The 22424-nt window shown below is 68.4% G+C and carries 24 protein-coding genes; 18 read left to right on the top strand and 6 right to left on the bottom strand.

What is annotated here, in order from left to right:
• Nucleotides 1–157 precede the first annotated feature (157 nt).
• From E6C64_RS05295 to E6C64_RS05240, 12 genes are all read left to right on the top strand, one after another.
• Nucleotides 158–865 (top strand): L-threonylcarbamoyladenylate synthase, encoded by a 708-nt coding sequence (locus E6C64_RS05295; RefSeq protein WP_136426616.1) that lies wholly within the window; start codon nt 158–160, stop codon nt 863–865.
• A complete protein-coding gene (locus tag E6C64_RS05290) occupies nt 862–2184 on the top strand; it encodes an MraY family glycosyltransferase (protein WP_438941841.1) in 1323 nt (440 codons plus the stop codon). Before E6C64_RS05295 ends, E6C64_RS05290 begins: the two co-directional genes overlap by 4 nt.
• Nucleotides 2185–2246: 62 nt before the next feature.
• The gene (locus tag E6C64_RS05285; RefSeq protein ID WP_136426615.1) at nt 2247–2696 is read left to right on the top strand and encodes a Cg1360 family ATP-synthase-associated protein; all 450 of its coding nucleotides are present in this window, start codon (nt 2247–2249) and stop codon (nt 2694–2696) included.
• A 109-nt stretch (nt 2697–2805) separates the two neighbouring features.
• Nucleotides 2806–3627 (top strand): F0F1 ATP synthase subunit A, encoded by an 822-nt coding sequence (gene atpB, locus E6C64_RS05280; RefSeq protein ID WP_136426614.1) that lies wholly within the window; start codon nt 2806–2808, stop codon nt 3625–3627.
• Nucleotides 3628–3752: 125 nt separating this feature from the next.
• Nucleotides 3753–3980 carry an ATP synthase F0 subunit C gene (gene atpE, locus E6C64_RS05275; RefSeq protein WP_136426613.1) on the top strand — a complete coding sequence of 76 codons (228 nt, stop codon included), beginning with the start codon at nt 3753–3755 and terminating at the stop codon, nt 3978–3980.
• A gap of 28 nt (nt 3981–4008) precedes the next feature.
• Nucleotides 4009–4587: a F0F1 ATP synthase subunit B gene (locus tag E6C64_RS05270; protein WP_136426612.1), complete on the top strand. Its 579-nt coding sequence runs from the start codon at nt 4009–4011 to the stop codon at nt 4585–4587.
• Nucleotides 4587–5375, top strand: coding sequence for a F0F1 ATP synthase subunit delta (locus tag E6C64_RS05265; protein WP_136426611.1), 789 nt, complete (start codon nt 4587–4589; stop codon nt 5373–5375). The genes E6C64_RS05270 and E6C64_RS05265 overlap by 1 nt, the downstream gene beginning before the upstream one ends.
• Nucleotides 5376–5448: 73 nt before the next feature.
• Entirely contained in the window at nt 5449–7086 is a 1638-nt protein-coding gene (gene atpA, locus E6C64_RS05260) for a F0F1 ATP synthase subunit alpha (RefSeq protein WP_136426610.1), read from the top strand.
• 53 nt (nt 7087–7139) lie between these two features.
• Nucleotides 7140–8039: a F0F1 ATP synthase subunit gamma gene (locus E6C64_RS05255; protein WP_136426609.1), complete on the top strand. Its 900-nt coding sequence runs from the start codon at nt 7140–7142 to the stop codon at nt 8037–8039.
• 20 nt (nt 8040–8059) lie between these two features.
• The gene (gene atpD / locus E6C64_RS05250) at nt 8060–9517 is read left to right on the top strand and encodes a F0F1 ATP synthase subunit beta (RefSeq protein ID WP_136426608.1); all 1458 of its coding nucleotides are present in this window, start codon (nt 8060–8062) and stop codon (nt 9515–9517) included.
• 1 nt (nt 9518) lies between these two features.
• Nucleotides 9519–9779, top strand: coding sequence for a F0F1 ATP synthase subunit epsilon (locus tag E6C64_RS05245; RefSeq protein ID WP_136426607.1), 261 nt, complete (start codon nt 9519–9521; stop codon nt 9777–9779).
• 143 nt (nt 9780–9922) lie between these two features.
• Complete coding sequence (locus E6C64_RS05240; protein WP_233255486.1) at nt 9923–11077, top strand: dipeptidase; 1155 nt, start codon at nt 9923–9925, stop codon at nt 11075–11077.
• A gap of 128 nt (nt 11078–11205) precedes the next feature.
• On the opposite strand, the gene E6C64_RS05235 is transcribed toward E6C64_RS05240, so the two are convergent.
• Complete coding sequence (locus E6C64_RS05235; RefSeq protein ID WP_136426606.1) at nt 11206–11766, bottom strand: YceI family protein; 561 nt, start codon at nt 11764–11766, stop codon at nt 11206–11208.
• A 144-nt stretch (nt 11767–11910) separates the two neighbouring features.
• On the opposite strand from E6C64_RS05235, the gene E6C64_RS05230 reads away from it, so the two are divergent.
• On the top strand, nt 11911–12654 hold the full coding sequence (locus E6C64_RS05230) for a YaaA family protein (RefSeq protein ID WP_136426605.1): 744 nt from the start codon (nt 11911–11913) through the stop codon (nt 12652–12654).
• 24 nt (nt 12655–12678) lie between these two features.
• Here E6C64_RS05230 and E6C64_RS05225 read toward each other — a convergent pair whose 3' ends face one another.
• The 5 genes from E6C64_RS05225 to E6C64_RS05205 form a co-directional block, all read right to left on the bottom strand.
• On the bottom strand, nt 12679–13305 hold the full coding sequence (locus tag E6C64_RS05225; RefSeq protein WP_136426604.1) for a DNA-3-methyladenine glycosylase I: 627 nt from the start codon (nt 13303–13305) through the stop codon (nt 12679–12681).
• Nucleotides 13306–13425: 120 nt separating this feature from the next.
• Nucleotides 13426–13980 (bottom strand): TspO/MBR family protein, encoded by a 555-nt coding sequence (locus tag E6C64_RS05220; RefSeq protein WP_136426603.1) that lies wholly within the window; start codon nt 13978–13980, stop codon nt 13426–13428.
• 253 nt (nt 13981–14233) lie between these two features.
• On the bottom strand, nt 14234–15649 hold the full coding sequence (locus tag E6C64_RS05215) for an NAD(P)/FAD-dependent oxidoreductase (RefSeq protein WP_233255485.1): 1416 nt from the start codon (nt 15647–15649) through the stop codon (nt 14234–14236).
• A gap of 171 nt (nt 15650–15820) precedes the next feature.
• Nucleotides 15821–17302, bottom strand: a complete 1482-nt coding sequence (locus E6C64_RS05210; RefSeq protein ID WP_136426602.1) for an aspartate aminotransferase family protein — start codon at nt 17300–17302, stop codon at nt 15821–15823.
• Complete coding sequence (locus E6C64_RS05205; RefSeq protein WP_438941840.1) at nt 17299–17781, bottom strand: Lrp/AsnC family transcriptional regulator; 483 nt, start codon at nt 17779–17781, stop codon at nt 17299–17301. Before E6C64_RS05205 ends, E6C64_RS05210 begins: the two co-directional genes overlap by 4 nt.
• Before the next feature lie 324 nt (nt 17782–18105).
• On the opposite strand from E6C64_RS05205, the gene E6C64_RS19360 reads away from it, so the two are divergent.
• From E6C64_RS19360 to E6C64_RS05185, 5 genes are all read left to right on the top strand, one after another.
• On the top strand, nt 18106–19446 hold the full coding sequence (locus E6C64_RS19360) for an FHA domain-containing protein (RefSeq protein ID WP_233255484.1): 1341 nt from the start codon (nt 18106–18108) through the stop codon (nt 19444–19446).
• Entirely contained in the window at nt 19443–19616 is a 174-nt protein-coding gene (locus E6C64_RS18905; RefSeq protein WP_158437744.1) for a hypothetical protein, read from the top strand. The genes E6C64_RS19360 and E6C64_RS18905 overlap by 4 nt, the downstream gene beginning before the upstream one ends.
• Nucleotides 19613–20452, top strand: a complete 840-nt coding sequence (locus E6C64_RS05195) for a PP2C family protein-serine/threonine phosphatase (protein WP_136426601.1) — start codon at nt 19613–19615, stop codon at nt 20450–20452. The genes E6C64_RS18905 and E6C64_RS05195 overlap by 4 nt, the downstream gene beginning before the upstream one ends.
• A gap of 207 nt (nt 20453–20659) precedes the next feature.
• Complete coding sequence (locus E6C64_RS05190; protein WP_136426600.1) at nt 20660–22075, top strand: serine/threonine-protein kinase; 1416 nt, start codon at nt 20660–20662, stop codon at nt 22073–22075.
• A gap of 3 nt (nt 22076–22078) precedes the next feature.
• Nucleotides 22079–22424 (top strand): NHL repeat-containing protein (locus tag E6C64_RS05185; protein WP_136426599.1); only part of this gene is annotated, 346 nt, incomplete at its 3' end.

The raw sequence follows: 22424 nt of genomic DNA, 5'->3' as shown, positions 1-22424 counted from the left end.
AGCGGCGACAGCGGGGATGCCGAGGGCCGCGCACGCTTGCGCGGTGTCTCGAGGCGCACCGCCCGAGCCGCGCAGAGCCTCCGAAGGGAGCCGACCTGAGACCGCCGGGGGAGTCTCCAGGGCTCCGCCGGGCGCAGAGCCTAGAATCGCCAGCGATATGGCGCGCATCTTCGACTGTTCTGACGCCCCAGAGCTCCTCGCCGGGATGCGGCACGCTCGGGGTGCCATCGGACGTGGCGGGCTGGTGGTCCTGCCCACCGACACCGTCTACGGGATCGCCGCCGACGCCTTCGACGGCGCGGCAGTGCAGAGGCTGCTCGCCGCCAAGGGTCGTGGACGACAGTCGCCCCCGCCGGTGCTGGTTCCCGGCATGCCGACCCTCGAAGCCCTCGCCGAGTCGATCCCCGACAGCGTGCGCGACCTGGTCGCCGTGTTCTGGCCAGGAGCGCTCACCGTGATCGTGCGCGCCCGCAGCTCCCTGGCCTGGGACCTGGGCGACACCAACGGAACCGTCGCTCTGCGGATGCCGAACCAGGCGCTCGCGCTGGAGCTCCTCGCCGAGACGGGGCCGCTCGCCGTCTCCTCCGCGAACAAGACGGGCGATCCGGCGGCCACCACGGCGCAGAACGCGCTCGCCCAGCTCGGCGACTCGGTCGAGATCTACCTCGACGGCGGCCCGACTCCCGGCGCGGTGCCCTCGACCATCATCGACGCCTCCCGCGAGGGCGAGCCGCTGCGCATCGTCCGCCTCGGCCTCATCGACGAGGCCGCCATCCGCGGGGTCGTGGGCGACGCCCTTCCAGAAGCCCCCTTAGGTGAAGACCACATCAGTGCAGAGCCCGAGAGTCAGGCGCCCGCGCCGTGACCCTCAACATCCTGATGGGACTGCTCGCCGCCGCCGTCACCTTCGTTCTGGCGGGGATCGTCGCCCGCCTCGGCAAGAAGTACCGCCTGCACCCGGAGATCCGCGCGCGCGATGTGCACACCAACCCCACTCCGCGGCTCGGCGGCGTCGCGATGTTCGGCGGTCTGGTCGTGACCCTCGCCGTCGCGTCGCAGATCCCCTTCTTCTCGGTGATCTTCGCCGACTCCGCCAAGATCTGGGCCCTGCTGGGCGCCGCCCTCATCATCGTGATCATCGGGGTCACCGACGACCTGTTCGACCTCGACTGGATGATCAAGCTCGCCGGCCAGATCCTCACCGCCGGCCTGCTCGCCTGGCAGGGAGTGGCGATCGCCTCCCTCCCGCTCGGCGGCATCACCATCGGCTCGTCGACGATGTCGCTGATCCTCACCATCTTCGCCGTGGTGCTCGTGATGAACGCCGTCAACTTCATCGACGGACTGAACGGACTGGTCGCCGGCGTCGCGATCATCGCCAACGGCGTCTTCTACCTCTACAGCTATCTCCTGGTGCAGCAGACGGGCGCGACGAGCTACTTCAACCTCGCCTCGCTGCTCTCGGCGATCGTCGTCGGGGTGTGCGTCGGCTTCATCCCCTGGAACTGGTTCCCGGCCAAGCTCTTCATGGGCGACGGCGGCGCCTACCTCGTCGGCCTGCTGATGGCCACCTCGGCGGTCGCCGTGACGGGCCAGATCGACCCGGTGCAGATCGCCGCCATCGGCCGGTCGTCGCTCGTGCCCGCATTCCTGCCGATCCTGCTGCCCGTCGCCATCCTCGTCGTGCCGTTCCTCGACTTCGCCCTCGCCGTGACCCGTCGGCTGCGGGCAGGGAAATCTCCCTTCACGGCCGATCGCCAGCACCTGCACCACCGGCTGCTCGACATGGGCCACTCGCAGATGCACGCCGTGCTGATCTTCTACGCATGGACGGCGGTGGTCTCTGTCGGCGGCCTGCTGTTCTTCATCGCAAAGCCCTACCAGTGGGCCTACCTCTTCCTGGTGGTCGGCGTCCTGATCTGCACCGTGCTGACCCTCGCGCCGCTGTCCCGTCGCAAGCAGATCGAGGCGGCCGCCCAGAAGGCACCCGGGGTCGTCGTCGACCCCTCGGTGCACAGCCTCGACCCTCTCGACGCCGCCGCTCCCGAGCTCGACGCCAACAGCCCGCTGAGCGGATCCATCCGCCTGCCGTATCTGCCGCCCGGCAGCCACGCCGCGACCCCTCGCGCGGAGCGGCGCGTCAAGCCGGCGCTCCCGCCGTCCCGGACGCCGCCGCGCACCTGAGCGATCCCGACACCCACCCACACCCACATCGACACCCATACCGACATGAAGAAGAACTGGTCATGAACACCGTCATCCCGATGCTCACCAAGGCCCTCAAGCTGGGCGGTGCGCTGACCCTGGCGATCGCGATCGTCGGCGGAGTGATCGGCTTCGCGGTCGCTGGCGCACCCGGTCTCGCCGGCGCCGCGCTCGGGGCCGCCCTGACGGGGATCTTCATGGGCTTCACCGCCGGATCGCTGCTGCTCGGCACCCGCGCCGCGCGCGGAGACATGATGAATCCGATCTTCTTCGGCATCGTGATGGGCGGCTGGATCCTCAAGCTGATCCTGTTCATCGTGCTGATCCTCGCGCTGCGTGGAGCGGACTGGGTCGACCCCCGCGTCTTCTTCGTCGCGGTGCTCGCGGCGGTCATCGGAAGCCTCGTGGTGGACGTCTACGTCTTCGCCACATCGCGTGTTCCGTACGTCAGCGACGTCGAGCTCCCGCCCGCTCCGGTCGACGAGGTCTGAGCCCGGAACTGCTCGCCTGATCCGGTCTCGGATTCGGCCTCAGACCGTTTGATTGATAGGGTCGTAGACGAAGCCCAACAGACTCGTCGCGCAACAGTGCGCCCCGAAAATGGAGAAGTCGCTGCCAGTCAACGCTCTTACCCTGGTTGCTCCGTTCGCCAATGACGGCGAGTTCCACGGGCCATCGCTCGACGACTTCTTCCCGCCGGCGATCTTCTTCGAGGGCACCCCGTTCGAGATCAACCGGATCATCCTGATCCGCTTCCTGGTCGTCGCTGTGCTCATCCTGCTCTTCTGGCTCGGCACGCGTCGGATGAGCGTCATCCCCGGCCGCGGGCAGAACGTCCTCGAGATGGCCGTCGGCTTCGTGCGCGACAGCATCGTCTTCAACACCCTCGGCGAGCGCGAGGGTCGTCGCTTCCTGCCGCTGCTCGTGCCGATGTTCTTCTTCATCGTCTTCATGAACCTCACGAGCATCGTGCCGTTCCTCAACATCGCCGGCTCGTCGGTCATCGGACTGCCGCTGATCCTGGCGCTGACCTCGTACATCGCCTTCGTCTACGCGGGCATCCGCAAGCACCCGGGCGCTTTCTTCAAGAACTCGCTCTTCCCGTCCGGAGTGCCGTGGCCCCTCTACATCGTGGTCACCCCGATCGAGCTCATCTCGACCTTCGTGCTCCGGCCCGTCACGCTCGCACTGCGACTCCTGATGAACATGGTCGCCGGCCACATGCTCCTGGTGCTGTGCTTCTCGGCCACCCAGTTCTTCCTCTTCACCGCCGGTGGCCTCTTCGGCCTGTTCAGCATCGGGACGTTCGCCTTCGGCTTCGCCTTCACGCTCTTCGAGCTGCTGGTCGGCGTGCTGCAGGCCTACGTCTTCACCCTGCTCACCGCGGTGTACATCAACCTCGCCCTGGTCGATGAGCACTGAGCTCGGTGCAGATCGAGCCACAACACCAGACCATGAACACCGAGTCCTGAGCAGCGCGACGGACTCGACCAGTACCAAACGGCCGTAGCACCCGCTACGACGAACCACCCTGAAAGGAAACACCCGTGGACTACGCAGAACTGACCGGTTCGATCGCCCCGGTCGCCTACGGTCTCGCGACGATCGGCCCCGCGATCGGAGTGGGAATCGTCGTCGGCAAGACCGTCGAGTCGGTCGCCCGCCAGCCCGAGCTCCAGGGCCGCCTCACCGGCCTCATGTTCCTCGGCATCGCGTTCACCGAGGCGCTCGCGTTCATCGCGATCGCCGTCGCGTTCATCCCGTTCCCGTCCTGATCCGCCGGCTCTCTCAGAAGGAGGCGGAATGCCCATCGCATTCCTGACCGCGGCGACGGAAGAGGAAGCGGTCAACCCGCTCATCCCGGAGCCCTACGACATCATCTGGTCGCTGGTCGTCTTCGCGATCGTGGCGTTCTTCTTCATCCGCTACGTCCTTCCGCGCGTGCAGAAGGTCCTCGACGACCGCACCACGCAGATCCAGGGCGGCATCGAGAAGGCCGAGAAGGCGCAAGAGGCCGCGGCCGACGCGCTGGACAAGTACACCCAGCAGCTGGCTGAGGCGCGCATCGAGGCGGGTCGCATCCGCGAGCAGGCTCGTGAGGACGGCAAGAAGATCCTCGCCGAGCTGCGCGAGCAGGCACTCGCTGAGGCCGCGCGGATCACCGCGTCGGCTCAGGCCACGATCGAGGCAGAGCGCCAGGCAGCGGTCACGTCGCTGCGCGCCGAAGTCGGATCGCTCGCCATCGACCTCGCCTCCGGCGTCGTCGGCGAGAGCCTCTCCGACGACAAGAAGGCGGCCGCGCTGGTCGACCGCTTCCTCGCCGACCTCGAGGCCTCCGAGACCTCGGCGTCCACCACGAGCGCACGCAAGGCGCGCGGCTGATGGGCTCTTCGAGCAGGCAGGCGCTGGCCTCCACGGTGGGCTCGCTCGCCGCAGGCAAGAAGCTCGATGCGACGTCGGGGGAGCAGCTGCTGGCAGCAGCGCGCGCCATCGGCGGATCGTCGCAGCTGCGCGGCCTGCTCGCCGACAGCGGGCTCGCGGTCCGCGACAAGGAGTCGATCGTCCAGAGCGTGTTCGGCGGCTACAGCGTGCCGGCACGCGCGGTCATCGTCAACGCGGCGAAGCAGCGCTGGTCGTCCGACTCCCAGCTCGTCTCGGGTATCGAGGAGCTCGGCCTCCGGGCCATCGCCGGCTCGGCGCCGAAGGGCGTCGCAGTCGAGCGCGAGCTGTTCGCCTTCGGGCGCGCGGTCTCATCCAACGCGGAGCTCGAGCTCGCCATCAGCAGCAAGCTCGGCGACAACACCGCCAAGGTGGCGCTCGTCGACGACCTGCTGAAGCGGGCGTCCGATCCTACCCGGGTCATCGTGCGCCACCTGGTGCAGTTCCTGTCGGGCCGACGCTTCGGCCAGGCCCTGCGCGAGACCGCAGCCGTCGTCGCCGACGTCAGCGGATTCGACGTCGCGACGGTCCGTTCGGCGGTGCCGCTCTCGGCTCCCCAGTTGGCCCGTCTCGAGAAGGCTCTCAGCGCTCGCTACGGTCGAGCGCTCAGTATCAATGTGGTCGTCGATCCCGCCCTCATCGGCGGGCTTCGGATCGCGATCGGCGACGACGTCATCGACGGCTCCGTGGCCACTCGCCTGAGCGACCTCCGCCTCCAGATCGCCGGCTGAGCCGGAACAGTCTTCGCCGGCATACGGCACAACACTCCGGCCCCAGGGCCGAACCCAGAGCAAGGAACAGGACATGGCAGATCTGACCATCAGCCCGGACGAGATCCGGAATGCCCTCAAGGACTTCGTCGGCTCCTATGAGCCCGAGTCGGCGAAGGCCACCGAGGTCGGCTACGTGATCGACACGGCCGACGGCATCGCGCACGTCGAGGGCCTCCCGAGCGCCATGGCCAACGAGCTGCTGCGCTTCGCCGACGGCACCCTCGGCCTCGCACTCAACCTCGACGAGAGCGAGATCGGCGTCGTCATCCTCGGCGAGTTCTCCGGCATCGAGGAGGGCATGGAGGTGCACCGCACGGGCGAGGTCCTCTCGGTCCCCGTCGGCGACTCCTACCTCGGTCGCGTGGTGAACCCACTGGGCGACCCCATCGACGGCCTCGGCCCCATCGAGACCACCGAGCGCCGCGCTCTCGAGCTCCAGGCGCCCGGCGTCATGTCGCGCAAGAGCGTGCACGAGCCGATGCAGACCGGCATCAAGGCCATCGACGCCATGATCCCCGTCGGTCGCGGACAGCGCCAGCTGATCATCGGCGACCGTCAGACCGGCAAGACGGCCATCGCGATCGACACGATCATCAACCAGAAGGCCAACTGGGAGTCGGGCGACCCCGTCAAGCAGGTGCGCTGCATCTACGTCGCCATCGGCCAGAAGGGCTCCACGATCGCCTCCGTCAAGGGTGCGCTCGAGGATGCCGGAGCGATGGAGTACACGACGATCGTCGCGGCCCCCGCCTCCGACGCCGCCGGCTTCAAGTACCTCGCCCCGTACACCGGCTCGGCCATCGGCCAGCACTGGATGTACGCCGGCAAGCACGTCCTCATCGTCTTCGACGACCTGTCCAAGCAGGCCGAGGCCTACCGCGCCGTGTCGCTGCTTCTGCGCCGCCCGCCGGGACGCGAGGCCTACCCGGGCGACGTGTTCTACCTGCACTCCCGTCTGCTCGAGCGCTGCGCCAAGCTCTCCGACGAGCTGGGCGCTGGATCGATGACCGGCCTGCCGATCATCGAGACCAAGGCCAACGACGTCTCCGCGTACATCCCGACCAACGTGATCTCGATCACCGACGGACAGATCTTCCTGCAGTCCGACCTGTTCAACTCGAACCAGCGCCCCGCTGTCGACGTCGGCATCTCGGTGTCCCGCGTCGGCGGCGACGCCCAGGTCAAGAGCATCAAGTCGGTCTCCGGAACGCTCAAGCTCGAGCTCGCGCAGTACCGCTCGCTCGAGGCCTTCGCGATGTTCGCCTCCGACCTCGACGCGACCAGCCGTCGCCAGCTCGCCCGAGGCGCCCGCCTCACCGAGCTGCTCAAGCAGCCGCAGTACTCGCCCTACCCGGTGGAGGACCAGGTCGTCTCGATCTGGGCCGGCACCAAGGGCAAGCTCGACGAGGTGCCCGTCTCCGACGTGCTCCGCTTCGAGCGCGAGCTGCTCGACTACCTGGGACGCAACACCGAGATCCTGACGACCATCCGCGAGTCGGCGAAGCTCGACGACCAGACGACGGCTGCGCTCGAGTCGGCCGTGGACGAGTTCAAGAAGGAGTTCCAGACCGGGGAGGGCCAGTCGCTGGCCTCCGTCGGCAAGGAGACCTTCGAGCCAACCAAGGAAGAGGACGTCGACCAGGAGCAGATCGTCAAGGGCAAGCGATGACGTCGCCGTCCCTGTCCGTCGCGCCTGCGGGCGCCGAGAGGATCGAGAGCTAGGTGGGTGCACAGCTTCGCGTCTACCGGTCCAAGATCCGGTCGGCGCAGACGACCAAGAAGATCACGCGCGCGATGGAGCTCATCTCCGCGTCGCGGATCCAGAAGGCCCAGCAGCGCGTCGCCGCGTCGACCCCGTACTCGCGCGCGGTGACCCGCGCCGTCTCGGCGGTCGCCACGTTCTCGAACGTCGACCACATCCTCACCACCGAGCCCGAGAAGATCGAACGCGCCGCCATCGTCGTGTTCGCCTCCGATCGCGGTCTGGCGGGAGCGTTCAACTCCAACGTCCTGCGCGCCTCCGAGGAGCTCGCGACGCTGCTGAAGAGCCAGGGCAAGGAGGTCGTCTACTACGTGATCGGCCGCCGCGCGGTCGGCTACTTCGGCTTCCGTCGTCGCGCGTTCGAGCAGTCCTGGATCGGCGGCACCGACAACCCCGAGTTCGAGACGGCCAAGGAGATCGGCGAGGCGATCGTCGCCAAGTTCATCCAGCCGACGAGCGAGGGCGGGGTGGATGAGATCCACGTCATCTACAACCGCTTCATCAGCATGTTGACGCAGGAGCCGCAGGTCGTCCGCCTGCTGCCCCTCGAGGTCGTCGAAGGCGTCGAGGCGCCCGATGCCAGCGAGGTCCTGCCGCTCTACGAGTTCGAGCCCGAGGTGGGCGACGTCCTCGACGCGCTGCTCCCGGTCTACATCGAGAGCCGCATCTTCAACGCCATGCTGCAGTCGGCCGCGAGCAAGCACGCCGCCACGCAGAAGGCCATGAAGGCGGCGAGCGACAACGCCGACGGCCTCATCCGCGACTACACCCGCCTTGCGAACAACGCGCGCCAGGCGGAGATCACCCAGCAGATCTCCGAGATCGTCGGCGGCGCCGACGCACTCGTCGTCAAGAAGTAAGAGAAGGAAGAGGAACGAGCATGACCCTCACCGCACCGGAGCCCACTGCGGCCAAGACCCCCGGAGTCGGACGCATCGCCCGCGTCACCGGCCCCGTCGTCGACATCGAGTTCCCGCACGACTCGATCCCTGAGATCTACAACGCCTTGACCACGGTCATCACGATCGGCGACACGTCGACCGAGATCGGCCTCGAGGTCGCCCAGCACCTCGGCGACGACCTCGTGCGCGCCATCGCCCTCAAGCCCACCGACGGACTCGTCCGCGGCGGCGAGGTCAAGGACACCGGCGCCCCGATCTCCGTCCCCGTCGGCGACGTGACCAAGGGCAAGGTGTTCGACGTCTCGGGCAACATCCTGAACCTCGAGCCCGGCGAGACCGTCGAGATCACCGAGCGCTGGCCCATCCACCGCAAGCCCCCGGCATTCGACCAGCTCGAGTCCAAGACCCAGCTGTTCGAGACCGGCATCAAGGTCATCGACCTGCTCACCCCGTACGTGCAGGGCGGCAAGATCGGCCTGTTCGGCGGCGCGGGCGTCGGCAAGACCGTCCTCATCCAGGAGATGATCCAGCGCGTGGCGCAGGACCATGGTGGTGTGTCGGTGTTCGCCGGTGTCGGCGAGCGCACCCGTGAGGGCAACGACCTCATCCACGAGATGGAGGAGGCGGGCGTCTTCGACAAGACCGCCCTCGTGTTCGGCCAGATGGACGAGCCGCCGGGAACGCGCCTCCGCGTCGCCCTGTCGGCGCTGACCATGGCGGAGTACTTCCGCGATGTGCAGAACCAGGACGTGCTGCTGTTCATCGACAACATCTTCCGCTTCACGCAGGCGGGCTCCGAGGTCTCGACGCTGCTCGGCCGCATGCCGTCCGCGGTCGGCTACCAGCCGAACCTCGCCGACGAGATGGGCACGCTCCAGGAGCGCATCACCTCGACCCGCGGCCACTCGATCACCTCGCTGCAGGCGATCTACGTGCCGGCCGACGATTACACCGACCCGGCCCCGGCCACCACGTTCGCGCACCTCGACGCGACCACGGAGCTCAGCCGTGAGATCGCCTCGCGCGGCCTCTACCCGGCCGTCGACCCGCTGACCTCGACCTCGCGCATCCTCGACCCCCGCTACCTGGGCGCCGACCACTACCGCGTGGCCACCGAGGTCAAGGCGATCCTGCAGAAGAACAAGGAGCTCCAGGAGATCATCGCGATCCTCGGTGTCGACGAGCTGTCCGAAGAGGACAAGATCGCCGTCTCGCGTGCGCGCCGGATCCAGCAGTTTCTCTCGCAGAACACCTACATGGCCAAGAAGTTCACCGGTGTCGAGGGCTCGACCGTTCCGCTCAAGGACACCATCGAGAGCTTCGACGCCATCGTCAAGGGCGACTTCGACGACGTGGCGGAGCAGGCGTTCTTCAACGTCGGCTCCATCAGCGACGTCGAGGAGAAGTGGGCGCAGATCCAGAAGGACAACGGCTGACATGCCGCTCCAGGTGAGTGTGGTCTCGGCCGACCAGCAGGTCTGGTCGGGCGAGGCCGAGATGGTCGTCGCCCGCACCACCGAGGGCGAGATCGGCATCCTGGCCGGTCACACCCCGCTGCTCGCGATCCTCGCGAGCGGCGAGGTTCGGGTCACCCAGGTGGGCGGTCGCAAGATCACGGCCGACGCCGCGGAGGGCTTCCTGTCCGTCGAGCATGACGTCGTGACGATCGTCGCTCGCGACGCCCAGTTGACCTCCTAGGACATCGCTTCATCGAACTGCCCAGTTCTGCCGCCTGAATCGCATTTCAAGTGACAGAACTGGGCAGTTCGTGCTTTCGACGGTTCCCTCAGCGCAAGTGTGCGCTGTGGGGCCCAGTTCGTCTTTGTCAGTAGCGTTGTGCCGTGACCGACGCCTCCCGTGACGCAGAGCTGCCGACGCCCTCCGAGCTGACGCCCTCCGAGCTGACGCCCGCCGAGCTGACGGATGACGAGCTCGACGCGATCGTCGACGAGGCGCTCCGCGAGCACCCCGTCATCGACGGGCACAACGACTGGGCCTGGGTCTGCCGCGAGGAGCGCGACTACTCGGTCGAGGGGCTCGAGCTACCCCTGCACACGGATACCGACATCCCGCGACTGCGGACCGGGGGAGTGGGCGGCCAATTCTGGTCCGTCTGGATCCCGGACGATCGGCCCGGTCCCGAAGCACTGCTCGGCACCCTCGAGCAGATCGACTGGGTCCAGCGTCTGATCGCCCGGTATCCCGAGCACTTTGCGGCCGCGCGCACGGCGGTCGACATCCGCGCTGCGATGGCGGACGGGCGGATCGCCTCGCTGCTCGGAGCGGAGGGTGGGCACAGCCTCGCCGACTCGCCTGCCGCTCTGCGCGTGCTCGCCTCGCTCGGAGTGCGCTATCTCACGCTCACCCACACCAAGACGACCTCATGGGCCGACTCCGGCACGGATGAGCCGAGGCACGGCGGGCTGTCGGAGCGGGGCCGGGAGTACGTCCGCGAGCTGAACCGGCTGGGCATGCTGGTCGACCTGTCCCACACCTCGCCGGCGACCGCGCACGCAGCGCTCGACGTCAGCACGTCGCCTGTCATCTTCAGTCACAGCTCGTGCGCCGCCGTCACCGATCACCCGCGCAACGTGCCGGATGACGTGCTCGCGCGGCTCGAGGACAACGGCGGGGTGCTGATGTGCACCTTCGTACCGCAGTTCCTCTCGGTCGGCTATGCGCGGTGGCATGACGGCGATCGGTCCAACCCCGCACCGATCGTCGGGCTCGCGGAGGTGGCGGATCACATCGAGCACGCCCGCGAGGTGGCCGGGATCCGGCACATCGGCCTCGGCGGCGACTTCGACGGCACGGACGAGTTCCCGCAGGGGATCGAGGGCGTCGACGGCTATCCGGCGCTGCTGCGCGAACTCGCCCGTCGAGGCTGGACAGCAGAGGAGCTCGGCGCGTTGACGAGCGGCAACATCCTCCGCGTCCTCGAGCGCACCGACGCGGCATTCACCTCCCCGGAGGGCCCTCCCTCCCTCCTCCTCTGAGGAAATCCTGCAACGAGATGCCACTTTCCGTCCCTAAGACGTCCGAATAAGGACGGAAAGTGGCATCTCGAACGGAGAAAAGGCCCGAGCGACGGATCGCGCGGGCCCTTCCGGACTGCAGGTCAGGCTCAGGCGGCCTGGAGGACCACCTGGATGTCGAAGGTCAGGGTGACGTCGTCGCCCAGGGTGAGGCCGCCGGCCTCGAGCGCCATGTTCCAGCTGACGCCGAAGTCGTGACGGTTGATCTTGGTCGAGGCGCTGACACCCGCCTTGGTCTGGCCGTAGCCGTCGGTGATGACGCCACCGACCTCGCCCTTGAGCACGACGGACTTGGTCACGCCGCGGAGGGTCAGGTCACCGGTGATGGTGAAGTCGTCGCCGTCGATGGCCACAGCCGTCGAGACGAAGTCGGCGGTGGGGTGCTCGTCGGCCAGGAAGAAGTCGCTGGTGCGGAGGTGCGCGTCGCGGTCCTTCTGGTTGGTGTTGACCGACGCGATGTCGATGCTCGCGGTGACGGTGGTGTCCGCGAGGTCGTCGGCGGTGACGATCGTCACGTCGAAGCTCTCGAACTTTCCACGGACCTTGCTGATGGCGAGGTGACGCACGGAGAAGGAGAGCTCGGAGTGGGTCGGGTCGAGCTTCCAGGTGCCGACGATGTAGTCGGGGTGGATGGCAGAAGAAGTAGTCATAGTTCCATGCAATCGCATCCGTCGACGCGGTATTCCTGATTCGCGAAAAATAGTTGACGGATCCACTAAATCGTCTCGAGCGGAGGTTCGACGGCCCGAATCGCAGCGTTCGGAGAGGGTGAGGCGCCTGCGTAGGCTGGTCCGGTGCTGATCCTGCTGCCGCCCTCCGAGACGAAGCGGGACGGCGGCGAAGGGCCTTCGCTCGACTACTCCGCGCTCTCCTTTCCCCGCCTGAACGCCCGTCGCCGCCCGCTGGTCCGCGCGGTGCGGACCATGTCCCGCAACGCAGACGAAGCGCGGCGCGCGCTCAAGCTCGGCCCGAACGGCGATCCCGACATCGCGCGCAATCGGATGATCAGCCGGTCGTCGACCATGCCGGCGATCGACCGCTACACCGGTGTCATCTACGACGCGCTCGATGCGCCCACGCTGTCCGAGGCGGCCCGCACCCGCGCCTCCACGCATCTGCTCGTGCATTCGGCACTGTTCGGCCTCGTGGGCGCACTCGACCCGATCCCCGCCTATCGGCTCTCGCAGGACTCGCGGCTGCCCGAGCTGCGTCTGGGGGAGCACTGGCGAGGACCGGTCGCCCGCGAGCTGGCTGCCCGAGAAGGCCTCATCATCGATCTGCGGTCGGAGGGCTACGCCGAGCTCGGCCCGCTGCCGGTCCGCGCGGACGCCGTCTACGTCCGCGTGCTCAGTCGAGGGGAGGGTGGAGCCGTGCGAGCGCTCAACCACTTCAACAAGAAGGCGAAGGGTGCATTCACCCGCGCGCTGCTGGAGGCGCCGGTCGTGCCGGAATCGACCGACGAGCTGCTGGGCTGGGCGGGCGGCGCGGACATCGAGCTGAGGCGGGGCACCGGCAACGAGCTCGAGCTCATCGTCTGAGCTCGGCGCGGGAGGAAACCGGCGTCATTCTCCGGCGGCGCGGAAGCAGCCGACCACGTGATCGTCGACGAGACCGCCCGACTGCATCAGCGCGTAGGCGGTCGTCGGGCCGAAGAAGCGGAAGCCGCGCTTCTTGAGCTCCTTGCTCAGCGCGGTGGATTCGGGGGTTATCGGCGCGAGGTCCCCGAGCGACCGGGGGCGCTCCGTCTCGGGCCGCGGAGGCGGCGCGAAGTCCCAGACCAGCCGGTCGAGAGCTCCCGGACCGTCGCTGTCGATCAACGCCAGGAGGGCTCCGGCGTTCGCGATGGTCGCGTCGATCTTGGCGCGATTGCGGATGATGCCCGCGTCTGCCATCAGACGCTCGACGTCGTCGTCCCCGAAGGCCGCGACCACAGCCGGATCGAACTCGGCGAACGCGGCGCGGAACCCCGGTCGGCGGCGGAGGATCGTGATCCAGGACAGCCCTGACTGGAAGGCCTCGAGGGTGATCTTCTCGAAGAGCGGACGATCACCGTGCAGCGGGCGTCCCCACTCCTCGTCGTGGTAGCGCAGGTACTCGGGATCGCGACCGACCCAGCCGCATCGGGCGAGGCCGTCGTCGGCGATGGTCACATCCACATCGGGAAGCGTACGGGCTAGGAGAGTTCTCATGGCGCCGAGGCTAGGAGCAGGGCATGCCTCGAACGCGTCCTGGCCAGGATCTGTGCAGAACGAGGGTGGCACGCCGCCTGTGAGCGCATGCCGGGAACGGCGAGAGCCCGCGCGAGCCGCTCAGGAGTTGAGCAGCGCGGAGCCCAGGTTGAGGCTCGATGCGAAGACGATCCAGGCGAGGTAGGGCATCAGCAGGATGGAGGCGGCTCGTGAGATCGGCCAGAAGATCAGCACGCAGGCGAGCACGCAGACATCGAGCAGCAGGATGACGGCCAGCGCGATCCAGAGCGCCGGGACGCCGATGAGCTCGTAGCCGCCGAAGAAGAGCGGCGTCCAGACCGAGTTGAGGAAGAGCTGAGCGACGTAGAGCGTCAGAGCCGGGCGCACGTACTCGAATCGCCGGCGGCGCCAGATCAGCCAGGCGGAGACGGCCATCATCGTGTAGAGCGTGGTCCAGACCGGCCCGAAGATCCAGTTGGGCGGCGACCAGGCGACCCTCATCGACTGGGCGTACCAGCCGTCCACGTTCGCGATCGTGGTCACCGTGCCGAACGCCGCGACCGCGGAGGCGATCGCCAGGAAGAGGATGAGCGCGATGACCGATCTCGCCTCGGGGCGCCGCCGACGGGCCGGGGGCGAGTAGCTCTCGCTCGGCACCGTCGTGCTGTAGGACATCTCTCGCTCCGGGCGGTTTCGAGGGTGTTTTCCACAGTTTAGGCCCCGTTCTCCGCACTGATGGAGTAACACGGCTCAAGTTCTGTGACGACGGTTACGGTCGTCGACGCCTGTCTCGCCCTGAGCAGTTCCGGCCGACAGAGCGGAGCGTCAGGCGTTCGAGCGCGCAGCGCCCCGCGAGCGAAGCGAGGCGCGCTTCTGGCGCGCTGACCTGAGGCCCCCCAGGGCCGATAGGGCTGCTTGCGCCCATCATTCAGTGCCCGGTGAGCGGGCCCAGGATGCGGGCGGCGATGGAGGAGCGCTTGGTGACCTTCTCCTCGATGTCCGCGATGTTGGCTCCGAGCAGACCCGCATTGGAACCCAGGAAGCGCAGCGGCTCGGGCTCCCAGCGCGGCGAGACGTGGCCCACCCACGGCAGCCGGGTCAGCTCGGTGCGCTGGCCGGTGATGAGGTCCGAGAGGGTGCGTCCCGCGAGGTTGGTGGTCGACAGGCCGTCGCCCACGTAGCCGCCCGCGAAGGCGACGCCGGTCTTCGGGTTGTAGCCCGCGGTGGCGTGCCAGTCGCGCGGGACGCCGAGCGGTCCGCCCCAGGTGTGGGTGACGGCGGCCGACGCGGCGACGGGGAAGAGCTCGACCAGCGTCTTGTGCAGGTGGTCGAACACCGACTGCACGCGGTCGTACTCGGGCTTGATGGTGCTGCCCCAGTGGTAGCGGGCCCCGCGGCCGCCGAAGGCGAACCGGTTGTCCGCGGTGCGCTGCCCGTAGATGAGCAGGTGCCGGAAGTCGTTGAAGGTCTGGCCGTGGGCGAGGCCGATCTCGTCCCACGCCTCGTCGGAGAGCGGCTCGGTGGCGATCATCAGCGAGTAGAGCGGCATGAGCGAACGGTGGGTGCGCTTGAGGGTCGAGGTGTATCCCTCGAGTGCCACGACGACCGTCTCGCAGGCGATGACGCCGCGGTCGGTGGTCACCGTCCGCGCTCCGAAGTCGATCGCGGTGGTCTGCTCGAAGATCGTCACGCCGCGCCGCTCGAGCGAGGCGGCGAGCCCGCGCACCAGCTTTGCGGGGTGGATCCGCGCGCAGTTCGGATCGAAGGTGGCCCCTCGGGCGTCGGTCGCCCGAACGGCTTCGGGCCCGAGCCAGTCCAGGGTGTCGACGCCGGCCTTGCGGGTCTCGGCGATGTCGTGGCGGGCCGCCTTCTCCTGCGCCGCGGAGCGGACGTAGGCGACCGTGCCGCCCTTGGCGTAGTCGATGTCGATCCCGAGGGACCTGCTGGCGCGTCCCACCTCGTCGACGGTGTCGATCATGGCGCGACGCATCGCGTGCGCTGCGCCGCGGCCATGCTGGCGTTCGAGCGCTGCGGCGCTGCGGGGGAAGAGTGCGGAGGCCCAGCCGCCGTTCCTGCCGGAGGCCCCGAAGCCCGCGATCTCCTTCTCGACGATCGCGATCCGCGCCTTCGGATCCGTCTCGAGCAGGTAGTGCGCGGTCCAGAGTCCGGTGAGCCCGCCGCCGATGATGCAGACATCGAATTCGGCGTCGCCGTCGAGCGCGGGACGGGGAGTCAGATCGTCGATGCCGTTCTCCACGAGGGAGTCGAGCCAGAAGCTCGTCTCGCGGTAGGGCCGCTTGCCGTCGGAACCCCGTGTGTCGGAACCCCGTGTGTCAGAACCCAAAGTGGAAGAACCCACAGCACATCCATTTCGCTCAAGGTGCAGAAGCAGTGCAGCGAACTGCCCAGTTCTGCCGCTCGATCGAGATCGCAGGCGACAGAACTGGGCAGTTCGACAGTGAACTCGACCGGGCGCCGTCTCTCAGGACGGCCGCCCCGCAGGTGATGCGGAGAGCTAGAGGCGCGTCCAGGCCTCGCTGAGGACGCCGCGGAGGATGTTCTCGATCTGATCGAACTCGGTCTCGCCGATGGTCAGCGGGGGAGCGAGCTGGATCACCGGGTCGCCGCGGTCGTCGGCGCGGCAGTACAGGCCCGCGTCGAAGAGCGCCTTGGACAGGAACCCGCGCAGCAGGCGCTCGGACTCGGCGTCGTCGAAGGTCTCCTTGGTCGCCTTGTCCTTGACCAGCTCGATGCCGAAGAAGTAGCCGTCTCCGCGCACGTCGCCGACGATGGGCAGGTCCTTCAGCTTCTCCAGGGTCGATCGGAAGATCGGGCTCTTCTCGCGCACCCGCTCGACGAGGCCCTCCTCCTCGAAGATGTCGAGGTTCGCGAGGGCCACTGCCGACGAGACCGGGTGACCGGCGAATGTGTAGCCGTGGTAGAACGCGGTGTCGCCGTGCTTGAACGGCTCGTAGATCTTCTCGCTCACGATCGTGGCCCCGATCGGTGAATAGCCGCTCGTCATCGCCTTCGCGCAGGTGATCATGTCGGGCTCGTAGCCGTAGGCGTCGCAGGCGAAGTAGCGTCCGATGCGGCCGAATGCGCAGATGACCTCGTCGGAGACGAGCAGCACGTCGTACTGGTCGCAGATCTCGCGCACGCGCTCGAAGTAGCCCGCGGGTGGCGGGAAGCACCCGCCCGAGTTCTGGACCGGCTCGAGGAACACCGCCGCGACAGTCTCGGGACCCTCGAACTGGATCATCTCCTCGATCCGGTTCGCCGCCCACAGCCCGAACTCGCGCTCGCGGGCGGGGCCCTCAGGCGTGCTCGAGACGAAGCCCATCTCCTCGGACCGGTAGTAGTTGGTGTTCGGCACCCGGAAGCCGCCGGGTGTGACGGGCTCGAACATCGCCTTCATGGCGGGGATGCCCGTGATGGCGAGGGCGCCCTGCGGGGTGCCGTGGTAGGCGATCGAGCGGGAGATGACCTTGTGCTTGGTGGGGCGGCCCTGCAGCTTCCAGTAGTACTTGGCGAGCTTGAATGCGGTCTCGACGGCCTCGCCGCCGCCGGTCGAGAAGAAGACGCGGTTGAGCTGGCCGGGCGCGAGGTCGGCCAGGCGATCCGCGAGCTCGATCGCGCTGGGATGCGCGTAGGACCAGATCGGGAAGAAGGCGAGCTCCTCGGCCTGCTTCGCGGCGACCTCCGCGAGGCGCCGACGGCCGTGACCGGCATTGACCACGAAGAGGCCGGAGAGGCCGTCGAGGTAGCTCTTGCCCTTCGAGTCCCAGATCGTGTGGCCCTCGCCCTTGACGATGATGGGGACCCCGGACGACTCGACCGTCGACTGACGGGAGAAGTGCATCCAGAGGTGGTCCTTCGCCTTCTTCTGCAGGTCCGCCTCGTCGAACCTCGCCGCCAGCGCGGTGTCGAGCGCCGCGGTGTCCGCGCCTGTGCCGCCGGTGTCGAAGGACGTGACGGGCTGTTCTGTCGTGGTCATCGGGTTCCCCAGTCGTAGAGCTGCTTGTGCAGTCGGAGGTAGACGAACGTCTCGGTCGAGGCGACGCCTGGAAGTGTGCGGATCTCGGAGTTCAGCAGGTTGATGAGCTCGTCGTCGTTCTCGCAGATGACCTCCGCGAGGATGTCGAAGTTGCCGGCCGTGAGCACGACGTAGTCGACGGACGGAAGGCTCGCGAGCTTGTCGGCGACCGTGCGGGTGTCGCCGCTGACCCGGATCCCGATCATCGCCTGGCGGTAGAAGCCGAGCTGCATCGGGTCGGTCACGGCCACGATCTGCATCACGCCGGAGTCGGTCAGCTTCTGCACCCGCTGACGCACGGCGGCCTCGGAGAGGCCGACCACCTTGCCGATCTCGGCGTAGGAGCGGCGGCCGTCGGCCTGCAGCTGCTCGATGATGGCCTTGGAGACGGAGTCCAGTCCGGGCGGCCTGGCCGCGTTCGACCTTCTCGGCTCGATCACTCGTCGATTCTGTCAGCCGGTCATGGCCCGATCAAGCGGATCCGTGTTCCAGGCGCGCGAAAGATGCGGAATCGGTGGAATGCGGTGTCGATTCCAGCCCTTCTCGATGTCCGGGGCGGAGGCGGCGCATGCGCCGACCCGGCCGTGCGGATCACCCCCGTGCGGCACCCCGCCGGGATAGACTCGCCTCTGCAGAGGGAGGCTCCGAGAGGACCTTCCGAGCAAGCGGGGGCGCAGGTGCAGCACGCCTGCCCACCGCGTCCGCTCGCCGTGAAGGGCACGGTTCGAGCCAGCTGACGGGGACCGGTCCGGGGGAGGAGCACCTTGGCAACCCCCGGGCATGCGTTCTACCCACCCGCCTCCGATGCCGGCGGCTCCGCCGACTGGCTGTTCTTCGCGACCGGCGATGTCCTAGCCGGCTTCGAGCCGGGAACCCCGCTGCCGACGGTCGTGCGGCTCTGGAAGCTCGCGAGCGCGCCCGACGCCTCGGTCGAATCCGTGGTCGCCGCCATTCCCACGCGTGGGGCCGATGCGGTCGGCGCCTTCGCCGTCGTCGTCCTCGGCAGCCGGATGACGGTGGTGGTCCGCGGAACGGGAAGCGTCGACGTGCAGGCCCGCAGCGGCACGCGACGGATCGACTCGCGCAACATGCAGCCGTGGTACCTCGCCGAGTTCGACCGCGTCACCGGCATGGCGCTCGGCTCGTCCGACCGGCAGGCCGGAATCGAGGCCGGTCCGTCCTCCACCGACCTTCCGCTGGTCAGCGGCATCATCCGCGCTCCCTGGCTCGCCTGGAGCCCGCTCGGAGTCGGAGAGTCGCCGGGAGTGCCCGCGCCCGCCCGCCCCCGGGGCGAGGGTCGATCCGAGGCGCCTGCCGTCGTCCATCAGCCGTCGGCGCCGATCACCGGTTCCATCCCGGTCCAGAAGCTGGCGGTGGCGCCGGGCTCGCACCGCACGCCCATCACGACGCCCCTTCCCGCCATTCCGGCTCCCATCTCCTCCAGCGCGAAGGCGCTGCCGCCCCTGCCGCCGATGCCGCGCTCGGCACGTCCCGCGGGCCTCGCGAGCGCGCCCGATCCATTCGCGCAGAGCGACACGGCCTCCCTCGACGACACGGTCAAGGGGCTGGGCGGCAAGTGGACGATCGGCGAGCGCGCTGCAGAGCTCGACTCGGCCGGTCAGGGCACCGGCGCCGAGATCGGCGACACGATCGTCTCGTCGCGACGCCGGCACCGCGCCGACACTCCGCCGCTGAAGGCCTGGTCGCCGTCGCGGGTCGACTCCGATCCCCGCTTCGCTCCCGGTGGCGGTGCCGCCTCGATCGGCCACTACTCGTTCCGGATCGGCAACGGGCAGGTCTACCAGCTGGACACCCCGGTCTACATCGGCCGCAAGCCGAGCAGCCCGCGCATCGTCACGGGCACCATGCCGCGTCTGCTCAAGGTGCCGTCGCCCTCGATGGAGGTCAGCAGCACCCATCTCGAGGTCCGGCAGGACGGCGCGACCGTCGTGGTCACCGATATGCGCTCGACGAACGGCACGTTCGTTTCGCAGCCGGGCTCCACCCACCTAAAATTGCGCCAGGGCGAGTCGGTCGTCGTGGTTCCGGGCACGCTGGTCGACATCGGCGACGGCAACGTCATCGAGATCCTGCCGATCCGATGAGCGACTCCGACCCGAACGGATCGATCGAACGGCTCGGATCCGAGCGATCCTCGTTCTCGATCGCATCGGATCGGCGTCGTGCTGTCGGGTATCGGCTGCGCCTCGCACCCGATCGGCTCGGCGGCATGAAGGCGACAGCGAAGATGCGCGGAAGGGGAGGGACGGAGTGACGCAGATCGGTCGAAGCAACTCGGGCCACACGTTCCACGTCCCCCGGCGACCCGACGTGGAGCTGACGCTGGGCTGGTCCGCCGTGACCAACGTCGGACGCAAGCGGGCGGTCAACGAGGACAGCTTCGTCGCGCAGAATCCGGTCTTCGCCGTGGCCGACGGGATGGGCGGGCACTCCGCAGGCGACATCGCCAGTGCTGCGGTCGTCACCCGGCTCGCGGAGGTCATCGAGACGGACTTCATCGATCCCGACGTCGTCGAGCACGCGCTGGTGACGGCCGCGCAGGACATCGGCCGGGTCTCCGGCAAGTCGACGCTCGGCACGGGGACCACCGTCACCGGAGCCGCGCTCACCCTGGTCGGCAGCGATCCGTACTGGGCGGTGTTCAACATCGGCGACTCCCGGGTGTACCAGCTGCGCGGGCGCCTCTTCGAGCAGATCACGGTGGACCACTCGGTGGTCCAGGAGCTGGTCGACGCGGGCGCGATCTCCAAGGAGCAGGCCGAGAACCACCCGGACAGCAACGTCATCACGCGGGCGATCGGGTTCAACGAGCTGCCCGCGCCGGACTTCTGGATGATCCCCGCCACCGAGGGTCTGCGCCTGCTGCTCTGCTCCGACGGGCTCACCAAGGAGCTGACGGATGAGGACATCCGCTCGCATCTGGTGGCGGGCCGCAACGCGCGCGACACGGCGCACGCGCTGGTCGACGCCGCCCTGGTGCGCGGCGGCCGCGACAACGTGACGGTCGTGGTGATCGACGTGCTCGCGGCCAGCGGCGAGTTCGACCTGGACCAGACCGTCCCCCGACGGGGCACCGGCCGCCACTCGTAGGTTCGGCGCCGGCCGAAGGGTCTGCGCGGTCCCGACCGGTGAGTCGGCCTCACCTTCAACCTGAGCTGTACCCCGGACTGGGGACACGCGGGGGTTGCCTTGACGTCTGAGATACAGGGGTCCCGCTTAGAATCGGACCATCAGCGCGGCCTGTCCACGGCCGCCCGTGCCGTGACCACCGGCACCCGGTGCGTCGAGGGGGGTGACATGGCCAGGCGCCTGCCATCCACCCCACCGAACCTCCCGGGGTTCAGCTATGTGCGCGCCCTCGGCTCGGGCGGATTCGCCGACGTGTTCCTCTACGAACAGAACATGCCGCGTCGCCAGGTCGCTGTCAAGGTCATGCTGTCCGAGGTCGTCAACGACCACGTGCGCCAGATGTTCCAGGCCGAGGCCAACCTCATGGCGCAGCTCAGCACGCACCCGTCGATCCTCACCGTCTACCAGGCCAGCGTCTCGGCCGACGGCCGGCCGTACCTCGTGATGGAGCTCTGCTCGGCCGTGCTCAGCGAGCGCTACCGCAAGGATCAGCTGCCCGTCGCCGAGGTCCTGCACATCGGCATCAAGATCGCCAGCGCGATCGAGACCGCCCATCGAGCCGGCGTCCTGCACCGCGACATCAAGCCGACCAACATCCTCACGACCGCCTACGGCCACCCGGTGCTCTCCGACTTCGGCATCGCCGCCACCCTGGCCGAGTCCGAGCAGACGGAGTCCGTCGGCCTGTCCATCCCGTGGTCGGCGCCCGAAGTGCTGATGGACGAGACGGCCGGCAGCATCTCCAGCGAGGTGTGGTCGATGGCGGCCACCGTCTACAGCCTGCTCGCAGGCCGATCGCCGTTCGAGGTGCCCGGCGACTCCAACAAGTCCGCCGACCTGATCGCCCGGATCAATCGCGCCAAGCCCGAGCCGATCGGCCGGGCCGACGTGCCGCCGCGGCTGGAGCTGATCCTCCAGCGCGCCATGTCCAAGCGTCCCGAGAACCGGCCGCGGTCGGTGCTCGAGCTGATCCGCGAGCTCCAGTCCGTCGAGACCGAGCTGGGCGTGCCGCAGACACCCCTCGAGGTCGCGATGGACGACTGGGCGCTCGCCACCGTGGCCGACCTCGAGGATCGCACCCGCATCCGCGGCCTCGTCACCGCGCCGGCGGACACCGGCCGCCGCCGTCGTCGCAGCCGCTCGGTCGAGCAGTCCGGGTCCGTCCTCGTCGGCGTGCGACCCGCGAGGACCAGGTCGAGCGAGCCGGCCGCCGCATCGGTCGTCGTTCCCAGCGCGCCCCGACGGATGTCGATGCTCGGCTGGGGCATCGTCGGCACGGCAGTGCTCGTGATCGCGTTCGGCGCGACCGCTGCCACTGTCCTGCTGCGCGACTCCGCGCAGATCCCGAGGGTCAGCGACATCAGCGCGGTCGTCAGCGACGGCATGGTCGACTTCAGCTGGAAGGATCCCGGCCTGCGCACCGGCGACAGCTACGACGTCGCGACCGACGACGGCACGAGCTCCCAGAAGTCGAGCACGTTCAGCGTGCCGGCGAGCGCCGGGGAGCACATCTGCATCCGCGTGCGGGTCAACCGCGACGGCGACCTGGGCGAGTACAGCAACGAGAAGTGCGTGGACGCGTAGTCCGTGGCTCGACTCTCGAATCGACGGGGAACCGCGTCCCCGGGCTGGGTGCGCCGACACGGGTCCCTCCTCGTCTCCCTCATCGGTGGCCTGGTCATCGTCGGCCTGGTGGCCACGATCGCGGTGGTGTCCGCCGGGTACACCGCGCAGCGCGTCGACCTCACGGACGGATCGGTCTGGGTCACGAACGGCTCGAAGCAGGCGATCGGCCGTGCGAACCCGGCCATCGGCGAGCTCAACGCCGTCGTCACCACGGCGAGCAGCAGTCTTCAGGTCGTGCAGCACGGACAGGACGTGCTGCTGTTCGACAGCAGCAACAGCACCGTCGACATCATCGACACCGCGACGT

It is taken from the genome of Naasia lichenicola (genome assembly GCF_004801885.1).
In the GTDB taxonomy this organism is placed as follows: Bacteria; Actinomycetota; Actinomycetes; order Actinomycetales; family Microbacteriaceae; genus Naasia; species Naasia lichenicola.
The sequence above is the reverse complement of the archived record's forward strand: the minus strand, read 5'-3'. Positions and strand labels throughout refer to the sequence as shown.